This window comes from Celeribacter sp. (genome assembly GCF_048259695.1).
GTDB lineage: Bacteria > Pseudomonadota > Alphaproteobacteria > Rhodobacterales > Rhodobacteraceae > Celeribacter.
On record NZ_JBLXHL010000008.1, the window covers coordinates 84509 to 104064 of the forward strand.

Below are 19556 nucleotides of genomic sequence, written 5' to 3' on the forward strand. Positions count from 1 at the left end.
AAAAGGAATTCCCCATGCGCAGCCTGCCCCCGTTTCCAACCTTGCGTGCCTTTGTGGACTGGAGTGCGGCGCAGGGCCAATTGACCGCCGTGCCTGATCCCGTCTCGGTGCGCCACCAAATGACCGCCGTCCACCGCGCCGTGTTGGAACGTGGCGGGCCGGTGTTGCGGTTCGATCATCCTCTACTGGACGACGGCAGCCGCAGCGACATACCCGTGGTGCTCAACATCTTTGGCACGCCCGAACGGGTGGCGGCGGGGTTGGGGGTGACGCTTGACGGGCTTGGGGATCTGGGGGCGTTTCTGGCCGCCTTGCGCGCGCCCGCCGCCCCCGAGGGGATGCGCGATGCCCTGTCCAAATGGCCGATGCTCAAGGCCGCGATGGCCACCCGACCCAAGATCATGAAAAAGGCCCCGGTGCAGCGCCGCGTCGACACCGATGTCGATCTGTCCCGCCTGCCGATCCAGACCCATTGGCCCGAGGATGCCGGTCCGCTGATCACATGGCCGATGGTGCTGACCCGCCCGTTTGACAGCACGCCGCAACAGGCGACCCGGTATAACGCGGGGGTATACCGCGCTCAGGTGATTGGCCGCGACAGGATCATCATGCGGTGGCTCGCGCATCGCGGCGGGGCGGCGCATTTCCGCACGTGGCAGGCCCAAGACGCGCCGATGCCCGTGGCGATTGTGTTGGGCGCGGACCCTGCGGCGCTTTTGTCGGCCGCCTTGCCGCTGCCCGAAACCGTGTCCGAGCTGTGTTTCTCGGGCGTCTTTTCCGGTGCGCGCCCCCGATTGGTCCCGGCCAAAACCGTGCCGCTTCTGGTGCCTGCGGACGCGGAAATGGTGATCGAGGGATGGATCCACCCGAGCGAGACCGCCCCCGAGGGGCCATTTGGCGATCACACAGGCTATTACAACAACGCCGAACCGTTTCCGGTGATGACGGTCAGCGCCGTGACCTCGCGCCCCGATCCGATCTACCTGTCGACCTATACGGGACGCCCGCCCGACGAGCCGGCCATTATTGGCGAGGTGTTCAACCGTCTGGCGCTACCGCTCATTCAGGCGCAAATCCCCGAGGTGCGCGATCTGTGGTTGCCGCCTTCGGCGTGTTCCTACCGTATCGCGGTGGTGTCCATCGACAAACGCTACCCCGGACAGGCGCGGCGCGTGATGATGGCGCTGTGGGGGATGTTGCCGCAGTTCAGTTATACCAAGATGATTATCGTTGTGGATGACGACATCGACCCGCGCAACTGGGACGACATTTCGTGGGCGCTTGCCACCCGTATGGACCCGTCGCGCGATGTGATGATGTTGGACAACACGCCGATGGATTACCTCGACTTTGCCTCCCCCGAGCCACGCCTTGCGGGGAAAATCGGCTTTGATGCCACCAACAAGATCGGGGCCGAGACCGCCCGCGAATGGGGGACGGTGATGCAGACCGCGCCCGCGGATGCGGCCTTTGCCGCCGATCTTTTGTCACGTTTGGAAGGACAGTTATGACCTGTGTAATCTTGGGCGTCTCGGGGGCATCGGGCGCGGCGCTGGCCCTCTCGGCCGCGCGTCATCTGGTGGATGCGAGCATCGGGGTCGAGCTTGTGGTCTCGCCCGCCGCCGAGCGCACGTTGCGCGCCGAATGTGGTGAAACCGCGCTACGCGCACTCACCGATCTGGCCGACCACATCTATGCCCCCGGTGACATCGGCGCGCGCATTGCCTCGGGGTCCGCGCCGGTGGCGGGGATGATCGTGGCCCCGTGTTCGATGCGCAGTCTGGCGGCGATTGCCCATGGTCTGGACGACAACCTGTTGACCCGCAGCGCGGGTGTGCAGCTCAAAGAGCGGCGGCCTGTTGTGTTATTGACCCGCGAAGCCCCGCTGACCCTTGCCCATCTGCGCAACATGACGGCGGCCACCGAAATGGGCGCAATCATCCTGCCACCCGTTCCCGCATTCTACCTCAATCCCACCTCGGTGTCGGATGTCGTCGACCAGATCGCCGCACGGGCGGTGGACCTTTTGCATGTGGCGCCCCCTGTGGCGCGGGCATGGCAGGGCTGATACCGAAAAAGGCGCCCCGCAGGGCGCCTTTCCCAGGAGGGTAGGGGACGCGGGTTACTCGGACAGAGTGAACGGCGCGGTGTAGTTTGCAACGTTCTTGGGGGTGATCAACAGGCAATCAAACAGTTGCTTTTCATCCGCAACCATCGCGGTGCCGTTTTTGATATAGTGGTCGGCCTGAATGACCGCCTCACGCGAGAAAACCGCCACGGGTTGCAACACGGTATAGGCCATTTCACCGGCTTTCACGGCGGCAACTGCGTCGGGTGAGCCGTCAAATCCGCCGACGATAACGCCGTCGAGGTTGCCGCCTTCCTTGAGGGCTGCAATCGCGCCCAGAGCCATTTCGTCATTGCCGGAGATCACGGCATCAATGACGGGGTTGGCCTGAATGATCGACTGCATTTTGTTGAAGCCCTGGGTGCGGTCCCAGTTGGCCACTTCCTGTGCGACTTTTTCAAGGCCGGGGTACTGGCTCAACACCGTGTTGTAGCCGTTCGAACGGGTCGCGGCGTTGTTGTCGGCAGGGTTGCCAAAGAATTCGACGTATTTGGCATTATCGCCGACAAGCTCCTGCCATGCCACGGCCCCCAAGGCCGCGCCCTGTGCGTTGTTGGACACGAGTTGGGCAATCGCGATGCCGCTTTCGTTGATTTCGGCGTTTACCAGAAAGACGGGAATGCCCGCCTCGGTGGCTTTGCGCACCACACCCACGGATCCGTCGGCGTTGGCCGGATCAAGGATGATCGCCTTGGCGCCATTGGTGATGGCCGCGTCGATCAGGTTGGATTCGATATTGGTATCGCCGGTGTGCGCGGACACGGTCGCCTCATAGCCAAGCTCCTCGGCGGTGGCTTTGGCCACCTCGCCCTCGGTGAACCAATACGGGTTGGCCGGATCGGTCACGATGATCGAAATCAGACCCTCGGCCCATGCGGACCCTGCCATAAGGGGCAAGGATGTCGCAGCGGCCAGAAGGATACGTTTGGTGAGTTTCATCATAGTGTAGTCTCCCTGTTGTGTAGTGTTTGCCGTGAGCCGGCGGTGTGTTCCGCGGGAGATCCTGTGGGATCCCTTGCAGTGCGAAATCTGGAAAAAGCGGGGTTAGCTGCGCTTGCCGGCCCCGCCGTACTGGACGGAGTTGAGCATCACGGCGAGCACGATGACGGTGCCTGTGAAGACGGTTTGCCAGTAGGAGGACACCCCTGTGATCACGAGGCCCGCGCCGAGGAATACGATCACGAAAGCACCCAGAAGCGTGCCCTGGACCGTGCCGCGTCCGCCCATGAGGGACGCGCCGCCCACGACCACGGCGGCAATCGCCGTCAATTCGTAGGTGGTGCCTGCGGTGGGTCCGGCGGAGGTCAGTTGCGAGCTGAGGACCATGCCCGCAATGGCGGCGCTGATGCCGGACAGGACGTAGACCATGATCTGGACCGACTTGACCGGAACGCCCGACAATTCAGCGGCGTTGGTGTTGCCGCCCGTGGAGTAGAGCCACCGGCCGAACGGGGTGCGCGACAGCAACAGATGGGCGGAAACCGCCACGAAAGCGAGGACAAAGATGCTGATCGGGACGCCCCAGAGGCGGTTGAAACCGAGCCAGACAAAGCCGGTATTGCCAAGCTCTTCGCGTCCCGAAAGGTTGTTGAAGGTCAAGCCGTTGGTCATCAACAACGCCGCCCCGCGCGCGACATAGAGCGAGCCGAGCGTGGCGACAAAGGCAGGCACTTTGAACCATGCGACGAGCACGCCGTTCACCACGCCCACAAAGGCACCCAGAGCCAGAGTACAGATCACCACGGCCCAAACCGGCAGGTACAAAATGACGCCAAGGGACGCAATTTCGACCCCTTGCATCAAAAAGCCCGCAAAGACACCGCACAGGGCAAGCGTCGAGCCGACGGACAGGTCAATGCCGCCCGACAGGATCACCAACAACATGCCAATCGCCAACAGACCGAAGATAGCGACCTGAGAGGTCATAATCAGAAAGTTCGGCACACTAAAATAGTTGGGCGACAAAACGGAAAAGATCGCGATGATCGCAATCAGGGCGAAAAAGGCGCGCCCTTCCATCAACAGGCGCACGATGTTGAGCCCTGCGCCCTTTTGAGCGTTGCGATCTTTGGCGTTCGGTGTCGTATCCGACATTACAGTTTCTCCCTGCCGCTGTGTCATGCCACGAGGCTTTCGCCAGATGCGGCCATGATGGATTCTTTGGTGGTGTCATGGGTGAATTCGGCGGCGATCCGGCCACGGCGCATGACGATAATGCGATGCGCAATCGACAGGCATTCGCTCACTTCGGAGGTGGTATAAATCACCGCCATCCCCTGTTTTGCGTGCTCGGCCAGAATGCGGAACACCTCGGCCTTGGCGCCGATGTCGATGCCGCGGCTTGGCTCGTCAAGCAGCACCACGGACGGGTGGGTGGCCAACATTTTACCGATGACAACCTTTTGCTGGTTGCCCCCGGACAGCGACCCGATCGGCGCATGCGGCCCGTCGGTTTTCACCGTTACCTCGCGGATGGACCGGTCGATGATTGCGGCTTCGTCGGCGCGGTTGGTGAACAGCCCACGGGTGAATTTCGCGATGGAGGCAAGCGACAGATTGCGCCCCACCGTCATCGTCGGCACCAAGCCGTCGCGCTGCCGGTCCTCGGGGACCAGAACCAAACCGGCGGAAATGCGCGCTGCAATGGACAGCCCATCAATATTTTGTCCATGCAGTTTCACAGTTCCGCCGCTGGCCGACAGCCGACCTGCAACGCATTCCATCATCTCGGTGCGCCCCGCCCCCATCAGCCCGTAAATACACAGGATTTCACCTGCCTTTACGCTGAGGTCCAAAGCATCCACGGCATTGCCGTGCCCCGTTGCGACAGGAACGGTGAGGTTTTCAAGTTCAAGAGCGGGCGCGCCCATGGCGTAGCCCTGTGGCGGTTGGCCAAGGTTGAAATTCTCGCCCACCATATTGCGTACGATCCATTCCAGATCGATCCCGGCGCGGGGCGCATAGGCGGTCATGGCACCGTCACGCAGCACCACCGCGTGATCGGTGATGGTCAGCGCCTCTTCGAGGTGGTGCGAAATATAGACGATCGACACGCCCCGCGCCTTGAGGTCGCGGATCACCTTGAACAGCACCTCGACCTCGGAGGCCGACAGCGCCGATGTCGGTTCGTCCATGATCAGAATGCGGGAATTGACCGATAGCGCACGGGCGATTTCAACGATCTGTTGTTGCCCCAGACGCAGGTCCTCAACACGGGTGAGCGGGTCAACGTCCTCCTCCAACTCGCGCATCAGGGCGCGGGCCTGACGTTCTTCTTCGGCATAATCGACCCCCATCGGGCCAACGATTTCGCGACCCATAAAGATATTGTCGCGCACCGTCATGTTGGGGGCGAGTGACAGCTCCTGATGGATGATCGAAATCCCCAGATCACGCGCCTCGCTCGCCGACTGGATCACAACGGGTTCCCCATCAAGGATCAACTCGCCCGAGGTCGGCAGCTGCACCCCCGACAGGATTTTCATCAGCGTGGATTTGCCTGCCCCGTTTTCGCCGAACAGCGTGGTGACCTGACCGCGATGGACGTCAAAGTTCACCCCCCGCAGCGCCCGCACCGCACCAAAGGATTTGGCCACATTGCGGGCCGCCAAAACCACTTCGCCGAGATCGGGGTTGGCCTGTGGTGTCTCGTTTGTGGTGGGGGTTTGCATCACTGCACCTCAATCGCAACGGGGGTGATCAGCCAGCTTTTGGGATTGATCATCGTAAAGGCCCCCGTGACCTGCACGGTCTTGCCGCTCAGCGTATCGCGGTCCAGATCGCCAAGCTGATCGGCGGCCATGGCGCGGTTGATGCCTGCGCCGGCGTCCTGATATTCGATCTGGTTTTTGAACGCGCCAAAGGCGATGTCGCCGGAGATGTCGCGCAATTCGGTGCCGTTGATCGCGGGGCCGGTTTGCACGCGGATCGTGAGACCCTCGGGCAGGCCGTCGACCGTGAGGCCAAAGATGCCGGACGCGCCATCCCCGACGCGGCCCGTCAGTGTCACGGGCATGACCGCAAACCCGCCCGCCATCGTGCCATAGGTGGCAATCGCCGCTTTTTTGTCCGCCGCAAGAGCCGCAGCCAAAGTCACCGCATCGGGGGCGCGCTGTGCCACGATATCGCGGATACGGGGAAATTCGGATTGGCCGAACCGGTCCGGATTGAACGCCTGTTGACGCACATCCTCGCCCGAGCCGATTTGCACAACCTTGGTATCCAACGCCATCGCCCCCAACAGGGCAACAACGGTGATCGCAAGAACAACCTTGCGTTTTGACGGTTTGCGTCCGGATGCGGTGCCTGTCATGGCCATATCGGTTTGCCCCACTTGCTATGCCAGACCCCGCCCGGGATCCGGCCTGTCTTCCCGGCGGACCGGGCTTTCGCGTTTGCACCGCCCACACGGGCGCCACAGCATTTCGGGGTGTTGCATCGTTGGTAAACCTGTCCGGCACCTCCCCCTCACAGCCCGCGGAACTCCTCAACTCCGGTGCTCGGCCTGTGATCCAACGCGCCACACGGGCGGCGTTGAATAAGTCGACCTTAGGTGAAATATTTTACGTTGTCTGCAAAAAAATACATACATCCGAAAATTCATGTGCTAAACATTTGGGAACACTGGGCGTTATCCGTTCTTTTTGCGCAGATCGTCCGGAACACGAAACCGACAGTGACGCGGCCAAAGGCGGGCGCATCAAAGGGGGAGATGGCATTGAGCGATCAGGATTCGGATCACCTGACAACAGCGACACCGCACTGCACCGGCGACCTCATCATCGGGATCGATGCCGGCACCTCGGTGATAAAGGCCGTGGCGTTCGATCTGTCGGGCCACCAACGGGCCAGTGCCTCCGTACGCAACACATATACAACAGGCGCCGATGGCGCGGTCACGCAATCCCTGTCCCGGACATGGGCCGATTGCGCCGCCGCCCTCACCGCTCTGGCGGACAAGGTCGACAATCTGGCCACGCGGGTGGCGGCGGTTGCCTTGACGGGGCAGGGGGACGGGACGTGGCTTGTCGGGGCGGACAACGCCCCCGTCACCGATGCGTGGCTCTGGCTTGATGCCCGCGCCGCGCCCACGGTGTCACGGATCACAGCGGGCGCCACCGAACGCGCCCGCTTCGAGGCCACCGGCACGGGGTTGAACACCTGTCAACAGGGCAGCCAGTTGGCGCATATGCAGTCCACCTGTCCCGGGATGCTCGACCGCGCCGAAGTGGCGCTGCATTGCAAGGACTGGCTCTATCTCAACCTCACGGGGGTGCGGGCGACCGATCCGTCCGAAGCCAGTTTCACCTTTGGCGACTTTCGCACCCGTCAGTATAGCGACACGGTGATTGAGGCGCTCGGGTTGGCGCGTCACCGCCACCTCTTGCCGCAGATTGTCGACGGATCGCAACAGACCCACCCGCTCACCCGCGCCGCCGCTGCGGCCACCGGATTGCGCGAAGGGACGCCCGTGGCTCTGGGCTATGTCGATATGGCCATGACCGCGCTTGGGGCAGGGGTGCATACGGGGGATAGGGGTACGGCCTGTTCGACCATCGGCTCCACCGGCGTGCATATGCGGGCGGTTCCCTCGGGACAGGTCCATCTCAACGCCGACGGCACGGGCTATGTCATCTGTCTACCGGTGCCGGATATTGTGACCCAGGTGCAAACCAATATGGCCGCCGCGCTGAACATTGACTGGGCGCTGTCATTCGCGGGGGATCTGATGGCGGAATACGGCACCGCGCCGAGCCACGCCGACCTTGTGGCCCGTGTCGATCACTGGTTGGCGCACTCCACCCCCGCCGCGCTTGTCTACCATCCCTATATCTCGGACGCGGGAGAGCGCGGGCCGTTTGTCGATGCCCGCGCCCGTGCGAGCCTGATCGGCCTGAACGCCACGCACCGCTTCCCCGACATGATCCGCGCCGTGGTCGAGGGCATCGCAATGGCCGCCCGCGATTGCTACGGCGCTATGGGCGAAATGCCACGCGAACTGCGCCTGACCGGCGGGGCGGCCCGCTCTGCGGCGGTGCGACAGGTGCTTGCCGCCGCACTCGACACTCCCGTGCGCGTCTCGACACGCGACGAGGCAGGGGCCGCCGGATGCGCCATGATGGCCGCCGTGGCCATAGGGGCCTACCCCGACATGGACGCCTGTATCGCCGAATGGACCCGTCCGCTGCTTGGCCCGACCGAGCCGCCCGATCCCGCTCTTGTGCCGGTCTATGACAGCCTATTCACCACTTACCGCGATGCCCGCGCCGCCCTCACCCCTGTTTGGGACGGGCTGGCTGCACATCGCGCCACGCCAGGAGTAAAAACATGACAGACACACCAGAGGTTGACCTTTTCGTCATCGGCGGCGGCATCAACGGGGCCGGAATTGCCCGCGATGCGGCAGGGCGCGGGTTGAGTGTGGTCCTGTGTGAAAAGGACGATCTCGCCGAAGGCACGTCGTCACGGTCCGGCAAACTGGTCCATGGCGGATTGCGCTACCTTGAATATTACGAATTCCGTCTGGTGCGCGAGGCCCTGATCGAACGCGAAGTTCTGATGCGCAACGCGCCACATATCATCTGGCCGATGCGGTTCGTATTGCCACACAGCCCGCAGGACCGCCCCGCGTGGCTCGTGCGTTTGGGTCTGTTTTTGTATGATCACCTCGGGGGGCGCAAAAAGCTGCCCGGCACACGGACCCTTGATCTGCGCCGCGACCCCGAAGGCGCGGCCATCAAAGACGCCTATACCAAGGGCTTTGAATATTCCGACTGTTGGGTCGATGACGCCCGCCTTGTGGTGCTCAACGCGGTGGACGCGGCCGAACGCGGCGCAGTGGTTCTGACCCGCACGCCCTGTGTATCGGCACGGCGCGACAACGGCGCATGGCGGGTCGTGACCCGCAACACCATGACGGGCGAGACCCGCGAATTTATTGCCAAGGCGCTTGTGAATGCCGCGGGGCCGTGGGTCACGGATGTGCTGACACGGGTGGCAGGATCGAACTCGCCGCGCAATGTGCGTCTGGTCAAAGGCAGCCACATCATCGTGCCGAAGTTCTGGAAGGGCGAGAATGCCTATCTGGTGCAAAACCACGACAACCGGGTGATTTTCATCAACCCCTACGAGCGCGACAAGGCCCTGATCGGGACCACCGACATCGCCTATGAGGGCCGCGCCGAGGATGTGGCGGCGGATGAGAGCGAGGTTCAATATCTGATCGACGCCGTGAACCGCTATTTCAAAGAGCAATTGACCCGCGACGATGTGGAGACAAGCTTTTCGGGGGTTCGTCCGCTGTTCGATGACGGCAAGGGCAATCCCTCGGCAGTCACGCGTGACTATGTCTTCGACCTCGACGAGACGGGGGGGGCGCCGCTGCTCAACATTTTCGGCGGGAAAATCACAACCTTTCGCGAATTGGCGGAGCGCGGGATGCACCGCATGGAAAAGATCTTTCCGCAGATGGCCAGGGACTGGACCGCACACGCGCCGCTTCCCGGGGGGGATATGGACGGTGCGGATTACGAGGCCTTTCGCAACACGATGAAGGTGGATTACCCGTGGATGCCGCGCCGCCTGCGCCAACACTACGGGCGTCTGTACGGCACGCGCAGCGCGTGGATCGTGGGCGAGGCCACCACGCTTGCCGGTCTGGGCCGACATTTCGGCGGCGATCTTTATGAGGCGGAAGTGACCTATCTGGTGACCCATGAATGGGCGCTCACCGCCGAGGACGTGATATGGCGGCGCACCAAGCACCGGTTGCACCTGAGCGCCGACCAACAGGCGGCGTTCACAACGTGGTTCGACGCCACCTATCCAAAGGCGGCTTGATATGGCGTTGTCTTTGTCGCTCAACACCAACCCGTTGGTGAACCGTTTTGCCGAGCCCGATGACCTCGTCAATGCGATTGCCCACGACATCCGCATCCGGGACATTCAGCTCACCCATGAGTTCATCAACCCCGCTTGGCCCGCCGCCGTGATCCGCCGCCTGACCCGCGACATGGACCGCGCCCTACAACGCACCGGTGCGCGGGTGACATCGGGCATGACCGGCCCCTATGGGCGGCTCAACCATTTCGGCCATCCCGATGCGGATGTGCGCCGCTATTATGTCGAGTGGTTCAAGACCTTTGCCGATATTGTCGGCGACCTCGGGGCCACATCCGTGGGAACCCAGTTCGCGATTTTCACCTATAAGGACTACGACGATCCACAGCGCCGCGAAGACCTGATCCAGACCGCAATCGGGTGTTGGGCCGAGGTGGCCGAACACGCCAAATCCGCCGGATTGGACTATGTATTCTGGGAACCGATGAGCGTCGGGCGCGAGTTTGGCGAAACCATTGCGCGTAGCCTCGACCTGCAATCGCGCCTCACCGCCGCCGATATGGCGGTGCCGATGTGGATGATGGCCGATATCGACCACGGCGATGTCACGTCACCCGATCCGTGCGACACAGATCCCTATGCGTGGGCGCGCGCCGTACCCGCCGTCAGCCCGATCATTCACATCAAACAATCGATGATGGACAAATCCGGTCACCGCCCGTTTACCGCCGCATTCAACGCCAAAGGGGCCATACAGCCCGCACCGCTCCTCGCCGCTCTGGCTCAGGGCGGGGCGTTTGACAACGAGATCTGTCTGGAGCTGTCGTTCAAGGAACGCGACCCCGATGACCGTCAGGTGATCGCGCAAATCGCCGAAAGTGTAGCTTTTTGGGCGCCGCATATTCATAGTGGCGTTCAGGACCTGAATGTGTGAAACGAGGGCGCATTCCAACGTCCTCTTTCGCCGGAACAACAGGCCCTGATACCGTAGGGGTCACGGGCCGAAAGCTATTGTAACGCCGGACAGGCACCGACAGGAAACGTGAGCATGGCCAAGGATCGCTCCTTCGCAGACCCCGAGCAATCATTGGCAATTCGGGCGGCATGGCTGCACTATGTCGGCGGATTGACACAGGCCAAGGTCGCCAAGCGCCTTGGCGTCCCGTCGGTCAAGGCCCACCGCCTCATCGCGCGGGCCGTGGCCGATGGCGCGGTCAAGGTCAGCATCGAGGGCGACATCATCGAATGTATCGCCATGGAACAAGCCCTCTGTGCGCGCTATGGCCTCGACCTTTGCGAGATTGCCCCCGATCTCGACGAAGAGGGATTGCCGCTGCGCGCCCTCGGCCTTGCGGGGGCGGCGCGGTTGCGCCGTTGGGTCGAAAGCGGCGAGGCCCTCACCATCGGCATCGGCCATGGTCGCACCCTCGCGGCCGCCGTGCGCACCATGCCGCGTCTGGCCACAACCGGACAGCGGTTCGTCTCGCTTCTCGGCGGGCTGACGCGCAATTTTGCCGCCAACCCCCATGACGTGATGCACCTGTTGGCCGAGAAAACCGGCGCACAGGCCTATGTCATGCCGGTGCCGTTCTTTGCCAACACCATCGAGGACCGCGAGGTGTTGCTGTCCCAACGGGGCGTCAACGAGGTGTTCGAGCTGGCCGAAAACTCACCCCTCAAGATTGTCGGCATCGGCACGGTTAAAACCGGCACGCAATTGGTGGCCTCCGGCATGATCGGGTCCGATGAAATTCAGGCCATCTCGCAGGCCGGCGGCGTTGGCGAATTGCTCGGGCACTTCTTTGACCCCGAGGGGCGCGCCCTTGCGACCCCGCTGACCGCACGCACCATTTCGGTGACCCTCGACGAAAATCGCAGCGACAGCATCATTGCCCTCGCCGGCGGGCCGGAAAAAATAGACGCGATCCGCGCCGTGCTCAACAGTGGCCGCCTGTCGGGGCTGATCACCGATGAACGGTCCGCCCGCGCCCTGCTCGACGCGTAACCGCCCCACCCGCATTCGGGCGCGGCGGTCCCCCGTGCATTACAGGATCGACTGACCCGTGGCGGCCCAATCCTTGGCAAACTGGTCCAGACCCTTATCGGTCAGCGTGTGACTGGCCAGACCTTTGATCACAGCCGCAGGGATCGTCGCCACATCCGCACCCGCCAATGCGGCCTCTTTGACGTGGTTTGCGGAGCGGATCGACGCGGCAAGGATGTTCGTCCCATACCCGAAGTTGTCGTAGATGGTGCGAATGTCGCGGATCAACGCCATGCCATCGAGGTTCAAATCATCCAGACGTCCGACAAATGGCGAGATGAACGTCGCACCCGCCTTGGCCGCAAGCAGGGCCTGATTGGCGCTAAAGCACAGCGTGACGTTGGTTTTGACCCCCTTGGCGGTGAAGTGGCGACAGGCCTTGAGACCATCGAGCGTCAAGGGCAGTTTGATCACCACGTTGTCGGCAATCCGCGCAAGGCGATCCCCCTCGGCCATCATCCCCGCCGCATCCATTGCGGCGACTTCGGCGGACACAGGTCCAGACACCACAGCACAAATCTCTGCAATCACCTCTTTGAAATCCCGCCCCGATTTGGCGATCAAAGAGGGGTTGGTCGTCACACCGTCAAGCAGCCCGTAGTCGTTCAGCTCCTCAATTTCGGACAGAATGGCCGTATCCACAAAGAATTTCATATTGGCTAACTCCTTTTGCTACGCCTCCTTACCGCGAGTCACCAAACTTAACAATTAAAAATAACAAAATCACAAAATATAAGATATATTGTGATTTTCGGTGCGATAACATGATTGCATAGACCGGCATATCAAATGCCGCGATATGCGCATATTTTTACATAACTCTGATTATAGGATTTACGAAATCCGCACCAACGTCCCTGCTGTTTCCTCCATCAACTCCAGTGTTCTATCCATTCTTTCGCGCCACCGCGGCCCCTGATCGCGGGCGGTTGCGAAGGCTTCTGCCAGTTCCTCGGGACGATCAGCCGCGAGCACCTCGATGAGGAAAGCGGCCTGGGCGCGGTCTTTACGGGCTTTTGCCTGATCGTGCCCGCCGCGCCGTCTGTCTGCGACGATCAGCTTATGGATGGCGAAGCGTTCGGGGCGCGGGATCTGGACGAGCACACCGGCGCGATAGAGCACGACCGCATGGATCGGCTCGGCGATCAGGTAGTTGAGGTAGTTCAGCCCCTGTGCACTGACGCCAAGCGCGGGCAGAGGTTTGATGGTTTCGTCCCCAAAGGCAGGCGTCAGGAATTCGACCAAAGCCTCGCCGCGATTTTGCCGCCAGCGCCAGACCTGCCTGTCTGCCACGCCCGGCACGGGATCGAATTGCAGCGTTTTGAGAATGTCGTTCGGCGTCTCCTCCACCCGATCGCCGAGCGCCACGGAAAGGCGCTCGAAACTGGCGAAGTCGATGTCGCCCGTCCGGGCCAGATCATCGAGCCCGAAGCGCACGCCAAGCTCGCCTTGGTAAAGGCCGTAAGCCGCCGTGCCGATCAGCGTCCCGCCGAGGCGAAACACCCCTGCCCGCGCGAAGGCCGACAGCAGAGACCCCGTGTCACGGTCCACGGTCATCAGCCCCTCGACGCGCAGGATACGGGCGAGCCGCAACATGGCGGCACGGCGGTCCTTCGCCTCGGCTTTGAGCGTCAGCGCCCGCTCGATCCGTGCGCGCAACTCCGGCGTCGCTTCCCCGATGTAACGACTCTTGATCGCCGTTCCGATGCGGAACTTGTCATAGAGATAGACCCGCTCGCCCCGCTTGCGTTCTTCGATCGTGCCGACGACGTCCGAGGCCGCTTCATCGAGGTGAAGCCGCAAGAGATCAAGATAGGCGGCCTGCGCGGTGCGGGTATGAGAGATGAAGGTCACTTTGCGCCTCGTGTGCTACAAACTTATCAACGTTGCACATAGCACATGTGTGCAACAAAATAAACAGTGTCGCACACCCATATTGGTGCAGGCGGTCGGCGGCGTTGGTGGTTTTGCGCAGGCTGCGGGAGTGGGCAAAGAGCGGTCAACCCGCTTCCCTCAAACGCGCGCTGATACGGCAGGGGCGGATCACCCCGGCCAGTTGGGCGCGGTCACGTCGATGGCCGCGGCCTCCCGCCCCATCACCCCCCAAGCAGTTTAGCGTCCTCGTCACTATGTGAAGCGGCCCACAAATCAAACGGCATGCGGCAGGGGCGATCGCGATCCACGAGAGCATCCGCACCGAGCCCCCCGATGAGAAAGACAACTTTGCCAAGGGACGCGCGACCATGACGGCTGTGATGCGCACGCCGACGGAAGTACGCGGCACGGTGATGTCCGATCTGGGCGATGGACCCCAAGGTGGTGCTTGATGCCGCGCAGGTGGTCACGTGTTTCGGCCCCGGTGGGCGGCGCAACGGCGCGCTCAAGCTGATCGACGCCTTCCACGAAAACCCGTTCTTCAGCAACATGAAGATCAAGCGGATGGCGCAGGGGCACAGGAAGGACGCAAGTGGACGGCAACCACTCCTCGTTGTCGGGCGTTCGCGTGCCACTTTGTACCCCAGTGAAGCGCCCCGCTTCAAAATGAAAACGCGCCCCGTAGGACGCGTTTTAATGTGGTGCTACTTCGAGCTTGTTAACGGCTCGACCGCGAATTCTGAACTGATCTCACAATTACAGACTTGTACTAGCCTTTCAAGTTGCAATCTCTTTCAAGCTACAGAAAACTCGCCGTATATTTTTATGAGGTGTATCATGCGGCTTGGTTTGGATATTGGCACGAATTCTATTGGTTGGTGGCTTTACAATACGGATGGCGCAGGGGCGTCCGCGCGGATTGTCGGGGTGGTTGATGGCGGGGTCCGGATTTTTTCCGATGGTCGTGATCCCAAATCCAAAGCCTCGCTCGCCGTGGATCGACGTACGGCGCGGGCGATGCGGCGGCGCCGTGACCGCTACCTGCGCCGCCGCGCCACCTTGATGAAACTGTTGGCCCGCACGGGTCTCATGCCCGCAAAACCCGCCGAGGCAAAGGCTCTGGAGGTTCTTGACCCCTATGCGTTGCGGGCAAGCGGATTAGACGAGGCATTGCCGCTTACCCACTTCGGACGTGCACTTTTCCACCTCAATCAGCGGCGCGGCTTCAAATCCAACCGCAAGACGGATCGAGGCGACAACGAGAGCGGCAAGATCAAGGATGCTACGGCGCGTCTTGATCTGGAAATGATGACCAGCGGCGCGCGCACCTACGGCGAGCTCCTTCACATGCGCCGCCAGCGGGCCAGTGATCCGCGCCACGTGCCGACCGTTCGCACGCGCCTGTCCATCGCGGCCCGTGGCGGCCCAGATGCCAAAGAGGAAGCGGGCTATGATTTCTATCCCGACCGCCGCCATCTGGAGGAGGAGTTCCACGCGCTGTGGGCGGCGCAGGCCGCGCACCACGAAACCCTGACAGACGATCTTCGCGATTTGGTGTTCGAAAAGATTTTCTATCAACGCCCGCTGAAAGAACCCAAAGTCGGTCTTTGCCTGTTCACCGCAGAAGACCGTATAGCCAAGGCCCATCCCCTGACCCAAAGGCGCGTGCTCTATGAGACCGTCAACCAGTTGCGTGTGACGGCGGACGGGCGCTCGACCCGCCCGCTGAGTGTGGAGGAGCGGGACACGATCATCCATGCGCTGGACAACAAAAAGCCGGCCAAATCCGCAACCTCCATGAACATGACGCTGAAGGCGCTCGGCAAATTGCTCAAGCTGCACGATGGTGAGCGCTTCACCTTGGAGACCGGAGTACGCGAGAACATTGCCTGTGATCCTGTCCGCGCCTGTATGGTGCATCCCGACCGCTTCGGATCAAAGTGGTCCACCCTTGACTGGAAAGCTCAGTGGCAGGTGATTGCCCGCCTGCGCAAGGTGCAGAGCGAGGTTGAGTTTTCTGCCCTGACCGACTGGCTCATTCACACGCACGGGTTGGACGCAGAGCATGCAAAATCTGTCGGCAATGCGCCCCTGCCCGAAGGCTACGGACGCCTTGGCTTGAGTGCGACGCAGAGCATTCTGGCGCACCTAAAAGCCGGGGTTTACACCTATGCCGAGGCGGTTGCGAAATGCGGCTGGCATCATTCGGACCAACGCACGGGGGAGTGTCTCGATGCGCTCCCGTATTACGGTGAGGTGCTCGACCGCCACGTGATCCCCGGCACTTACAACGAGAAAGACGACGAGATCACGCGCTACGGGCGCATCACCAACCCGACCGTTCATATTGGACTGAACCAGCTGCGCCGCGTCGTGAACAAGATCATCGAGGTTTACGGCAAACCCGATCAGATCGTCGTCGAACTGGCGCGCGACTTAAAGCAGTCCGAGGCACAAAAGAAAGAGGCGATGAAGCGCATCCGCGACACGACCGCAGATGCGATCCGACGCAGCGAGCAGCTTGAACAGCTCGGGCAGCAGAACACAGGTCACAACCGCATGCTCTTGCGGCTTTGGGAAGATCTCGGCCCCGCTATTGGGCCGCGCTGCTGCCCTTACACAGGGAAGACGATCTCCGCGACGATGGTGTTCGACGGCTCCTGCGATGTGGACCACATCCTGCCCTATTCACGCACACTCGACGACAGTTTTGCCAACCGCACCCTGTGTCTGAAAGAGGCCAACCGCGAGAAATCCAACCAGACCCCATGGGAGGCTTGGGGCGGCACCGACAAGTGGGATGCGATCGAAGCCAATCTCAAAAACCTGCCAGAGAACAAACGCTGGCGTTTTGGTCCGGATGCGATGGAACGGTTCGAGGGAGAAAGCGACTTTCTCGACCGCGCGTTGGTGGATACCCAGTATCTGGCCAAAATCTCGCGCACATATCTCGATACGCTTTTCACCGAGGGCGGGCATGTTTGGGTTGTGCCGGGTCGTATGACGGAAATGCTGCGGCGTCATTGGGGGTTGAACTCGCTCCTGAGCGACAAGGAGCGCGGGGCGGTGAAGGCAAAGAACCGCACGGACCACCGCCACCACGCTATTGACGCCGCCGTGGTTGCAGCTACGGACTACGGTCTTGTGAACAAGATCAGCCATGCCGCAGGCCGAGGCGAGAGCGCGGGACAGTCCGCGGAATTGATTGCCCGCGACACCCCTGAACCATGGGAGCACTTCCGCTCTGACATCGCAATTCAACTCGAGAAAATTATCGTCAGCCATCGCGCCGATCACGGCCGGATCGATGTGGAGGGCCGCAAGTCGGGACGCGACAGCACCGCAGGGCAACTGCACAATGACACGGCCTATGGTGTGATCGATGACCTCACCGTTGCAAGTCGCACCCCGCTGATGTCGCTCAAACCCTCAGACATCGAACTCACGGAGCGCGGCAAAAACATCCGTGACCCGCAGCTTCAGCAGGCGCTGTATGTCGCCACCAAAGGCAAAGACGGAAAAGATTTTGAAAAGGCGCTGGCAGCATTCGCATCCAAAGACGGTCCATATCAAGGCATCCGCCGCGTGCGCTTGGTTGAGCAACTGCAAAAGTCCGCGCGGGTCGAGATCGGCGCGGCCGAAGAGGGAAAACCGCTTAAGGCTTATAAAGGCGATAGTAATCACTGCTATGAAATCTGGCGGATGCCTGACGGTCAGTTCACCCACAACGTTGTGACGACTTTTGATGCTCACCGAGGAACCGAAAAGCGGCATCCGGCTGCAAAAAAGATCGCACGCTTTCACAAAGGCGATACGGTGCGTGTCGACCGGAGTAAGTTTGGCGCAGTGACAGCCACGGTCGCGAAGTTCAACGGGAATGGCATGATCGAGCTTGTCCCTCACAACGAGGCAAACGCTTCGGACCGATACCGCAAGAACAAAGAGGACTTGTACATTCGCCTAAGCGCGAAGACGGCTGTGAAAACAGGTCTGCGGCGCGTTCTCGTCGATGAAATCGGTCGTGTGCGCGACCCCGGTCCGCCCAAACTCTGAGCGCTGTCGCACGAATCGGGAAAATATGTCATGCTTCCAGTAATTTGGAGTATGAGTTTTGGATCGTGTCATTGATATTGCCACGGATGGACGCCACCTGTCGCGCGAACGCGGGTTCTTGAAAGTCACCGAGGACGGGGCCGAAATCGGCCGTATTCCTCTGGACGAAATCACCGCCGTCATCATCCACGCCCATGGGACAACCGTGTCGGGAACCCTCTTGGCCGAGCTCGGGGATCGCGGTATTCTGGTTGTCTTTTGCGCGTCCAATCACGCGCCCCGCTCCGTCCTGATGCCCATTGAGGGCCATCATGCTCAGGGCGGCCGGCTGCGGGCCCAGTGGCAGGCAAAGACACCCCTCGTCAAACAAGCGTGGAAGCAGGTTGTGATTTCCAAGATCACGATGCAGGCCGCCGCATTGGAGGCCATCACTGCGCCCCATGCCCCACTCACCATGATGGCCCGCTCTGTCACCAGCGGTGATAGCACAAACGTCGAGGCCCAAGCCGCCCGCTATTACTGGCCCCTGATGATGGGAGGCGATTTCCGCCGCGACCGTGACGCGTCCGATGTGAACGCTCTTCTGAACTACGGCTACACCGTTCTGCGCGCAGCAACGGCCCGCGCCATTGTCGCGGCGGGGCTACACCCGACCATTGGCCTGCACCATTCCAACCGTGGCAACGCCTTTGCCTTGGCCGATGATCTGATGGAGCCCTTCCGTCCCTTGGTGGATTGCGCCGCACGCACACTCGCCGACCGCAACGGTTCTCAGGTCGACACCGAAGCAAAACAAACATTGGCGCGGCTCATCGCGCTCGACCTCCCGCTCGGCGATGGTCAGACCCCTGTCTCTGTGGCGCTCACGAAACTGGCCACCTCCCTCGGGCAGAGTTTCGAGAGCGGAAAACTCTCTCTCGCCCTGCCGCGTCCTCCCGATGCGCTCACTCTGCTGGGATTGGGCGCATGACATCTCATCCCACCCATTTGTCAGGATACCGGATCATGTGGTTACTTGTGATGTTCGATCTGCCCACCGACACCAAACCGCAGCGCAAGGCTGCGACGAGCTTTCGCAACTTTTTGTTGGATGAGGGCTTCGAGCGCAGCCAGTTCTCCGTCTATGCCCGCTTCGTGAATGGCAAAGAGGCATTTCAGACCCGCGTCAACAGAATCGAGCGCAATTTGCCCGAGAAGGGCGACATCCAGATCCTCAACTTCACCGACCGCCAATATCGTGATATTGTCCATTTTGCGGATCAGGGCCGAAGGGCGGCCCGAAAGAATCCGGAGCAATTGGCATTGTTTTGATGGAAAACCACTGGAAATACGCAAGTCGAACCCTCTCAAAGCCTTGTAAAAACAAGGCCCTGAGAGGATATCAAGATTAGCAGTTCAGAATTCGAGGTCCAGCCGCAACAGGCCCATCAGATACCGCCTTTGCAGAGGAGATTAGCAGTTCAGAATTCGAGGTCCAGCCGCAACCATCGGTTCGGTGTGCAAGTATTCTTGACCAGATTAGCAGTTCAGAATTCGAGGTCCAGCCGCAACAGTCCGTTGCGGTGTTCAGTTTTTCATTGAAGATTAGCAGTTCAGAATTCGAGGTCCAGCCGCAAC

15 protein-coding genes are annotated in these 19556 nt (G+C 61.3%); 9 read left to right on the forward strand and 6 right to left on the reverse strand.

All coding sequences use genetic code 11. From position 1 onward, the window contains the following. Positions 1–14 precede the first annotated feature (14 nt). Positions 15–1511 carry a UbiD family decarboxylase gene (locus ACN0Q0_RS14375; RefSeq protein WP_417244098.1) on the forward strand — a complete coding sequence of 499 codons (1497 nt, stop codon included), beginning with the start codon at positions 15–17 and terminating at the stop codon, positions 1509–1511. Further along, entirely contained in the window at positions 1508–2068 is a 561-nt protein-coding gene (locus tag ACN0Q0_RS14380; RefSeq protein ID WP_417244099.1) for a UbiX family flavin prenyltransferase, read from the forward strand. Before ACN0Q0_RS14375 ends, ACN0Q0_RS14380 begins: the two co-directional genes overlap by 4 nt. Positions 2069–2122: 54 nt before the next feature. Here ACN0Q0_RS14380 and ACN0Q0_RS14385 read toward each other — a convergent pair whose 3' ends face one another. The 4 genes from ACN0Q0_RS14385 to ACN0Q0_RS14400 all read right to left on the reverse strand — a co-directional run bounded on the left by ACN0Q0_RS14385 (position 2123) and on the right by ACN0Q0_RS14400 (position 6440). After that, complete coding sequence (locus ACN0Q0_RS14385) at positions 2123–3070, reverse strand: D-ribose ABC transporter substrate-binding protein (protein ID WP_417244100.1); 948 nt, start codon at positions 3068–3070, stop codon at positions 2123–2125. A gap of 102 nt (positions 3071–3172) precedes the next feature. Continuing rightward, entirely contained in the window at positions 3173–4222 is a 1050-nt protein-coding gene (locus tag ACN0Q0_RS14390) for an ABC transporter permease (protein WP_417244101.1), read from the reverse strand. A 23-nt stretch (positions 4223–4245) separates the two neighbouring features. Beyond that, a complete protein-coding gene (locus ACN0Q0_RS14395; RefSeq protein WP_417244102.1) occupies positions 4246–5799 on the reverse strand; it encodes a sugar ABC transporter ATP-binding protein in 1554 nt (517 codons plus the stop codon). Further along, positions 5799–6440 (reverse strand): DUF2291 family protein, encoded by a 642-nt coding sequence (locus tag ACN0Q0_RS14400; protein WP_417244103.1) that lies wholly within the window; start codon positions 6438–6440, stop codon positions 5799–5801. The genes ACN0Q0_RS14395 and ACN0Q0_RS14400 overlap by 1 nt, the downstream gene beginning before the upstream one ends. Before the next feature lie 405 nt (positions 6441–6845). Between ACN0Q0_RS14400 and ACN0Q0_RS14405 the strand changes: the two genes are divergently transcribed. From ACN0Q0_RS14405 to ACN0Q0_RS14420, 4 genes are all read left to right on the forward strand, one after another. Further along, on the forward strand, positions 6846–8459 hold the full coding sequence (locus ACN0Q0_RS14405) for an FGGY-family carbohydrate kinase (protein WP_417244104.1): 1614 nt from the start codon (positions 6846–6848) through the stop codon (positions 8457–8459). Continuing rightward, positions 8456–9967, forward strand: a complete 1512-nt coding sequence (locus tag ACN0Q0_RS14410; RefSeq protein WP_417244105.1) for a glycerol-3-phosphate dehydrogenase — start codon at positions 8456–8458, stop codon at positions 9965–9967. Before ACN0Q0_RS14405 ends, ACN0Q0_RS14410 begins: the two co-directional genes overlap by 4 nt. Position 9968: 1 nt before the next feature. Next, the gene (locus tag ACN0Q0_RS14415; protein WP_417244106.1) at positions 9969–10901 is read left to right on the forward strand and encodes a sugar phosphate isomerase/epimerase family protein; all 933 of its coding nucleotides are present in this window, start codon (positions 9969–9971) and stop codon (positions 10899–10901) included. A gap of 114 nt (positions 10902–11015) precedes the next feature. Then, positions 11016–11972, forward strand: coding sequence for a sugar-binding transcriptional regulator (locus ACN0Q0_RS14420; protein WP_417244107.1), 957 nt, complete (start codon positions 11016–11018; stop codon positions 11970–11972). 39 nt (positions 11973–12011) lie between these two features. On the opposite strand, the gene fsa is transcribed toward ACN0Q0_RS14420, so the two are convergent. Together fsa and ACN0Q0_RS14430 are read right to left on the reverse strand one after the other, a co-directional pair. Then, positions 12012–12665: a fructose-6-phosphate aldolase gene (fsa, locus tag ACN0Q0_RS14425; RefSeq protein WP_417244108.1), complete on the reverse strand. Its 654-nt coding sequence runs from the start codon at positions 12663–12665 to the stop codon at positions 12012–12014. Positions 12666–12845: 180 nt separating this feature from the next. Next, the gene (locus tag ACN0Q0_RS14430) at positions 12846–13865 is read right to left on the reverse strand and encodes a GSU2403 family nucleotidyltransferase fold protein (protein WP_417244109.1); all 1020 of its coding nucleotides are present in this window, start codon (positions 13863–13865) and stop codon (positions 12846–12848) included. A gap of 858 nt (positions 13866–14723) precedes the next feature. On the opposite strand from ACN0Q0_RS14430, the gene cas9 reads away from it, so the two are divergent. Genes cas9 through cas2 form a run of 3 tightly spaced genes read left to right on the forward strand, consistent with a single transcriptional unit; the run spans position 14724 to position 19250 of the window. After that, on the forward strand, positions 14724–17939 hold the full coding sequence (cas9, locus tag ACN0Q0_RS14435) for a type II CRISPR RNA-guided endonuclease Cas9 (protein ID WP_417244110.1): 3216 nt from the start codon (positions 14724–14726) through the stop codon (positions 17937–17939). 58 nt (positions 17940–17997) lie between these two features. After that, the gene (gene cas1 / locus ACN0Q0_RS14440) at positions 17998–18909 is read left to right on the forward strand and encodes a type II CRISPR-associated endonuclease Cas1 (RefSeq protein WP_417244111.1); all 912 of its coding nucleotides are present in this window, start codon (positions 17998–18000) and stop codon (positions 18907–18909) included. Beyond that, positions 18906–19250 (forward strand): CRISPR-associated endonuclease Cas2, encoded by a 345-nt coding sequence (gene cas2 / locus ACN0Q0_RS14445; protein WP_417244112.1) that lies wholly within the window; start codon positions 18906–18908, stop codon positions 19248–19250. Before cas1 ends, cas2 begins: the two co-directional genes overlap by 4 nt. The last annotated feature ends 306 nt before the right edge of the window (positions 19251–19556 follow it).